1 protein-coding gene is annotated in these 234 nt (G+C 74.4%); it reads right to left on the minus strand.

Translation table 11 applies throughout. From position 1 onward, the window contains the following. The coding region (locus tag SB822_RS61135) for a hypothetical protein (RefSeq protein ID WP_410859663.1) at positions 1-234 on the minus strand (234 nt) is incomplete at both ends.

The following is a 234-nucleotide window of genomic DNA, read 5'->3' on the forward strand; positions in this document are numbered from 1 at the left end:
GTTCGGGCACCTCCTCCAGCCGGACCAGGCGGCGCTCTTCCTGCTTCTGCCCGTAAAGGGTGGCGATGCGCGCCGGGTCCAGGCGCGCGGCGCGCAGTGCCTTGTGGCTGCCGGCATCGCGCAGCGCGCTGACGCGGCCACCGCCCAGGCTCACCTCGATGCGCCGCGCCGGCACCCGGCCGTCGACGTCGATGTAGCCACGGCTGGCGATCACGTAGCGTCCGCCGTCGCGCT

The organism is Paraburkholderia sp. SIMBA_054 (genome assembly GCF_046534875.1).
GTDB classification, from domain to species: Bacteria; Pseudomonadota; Gammaproteobacteria; order Burkholderiales; family Burkholderiaceae; genus Paraburkholderia; species Paraburkholderia hospita.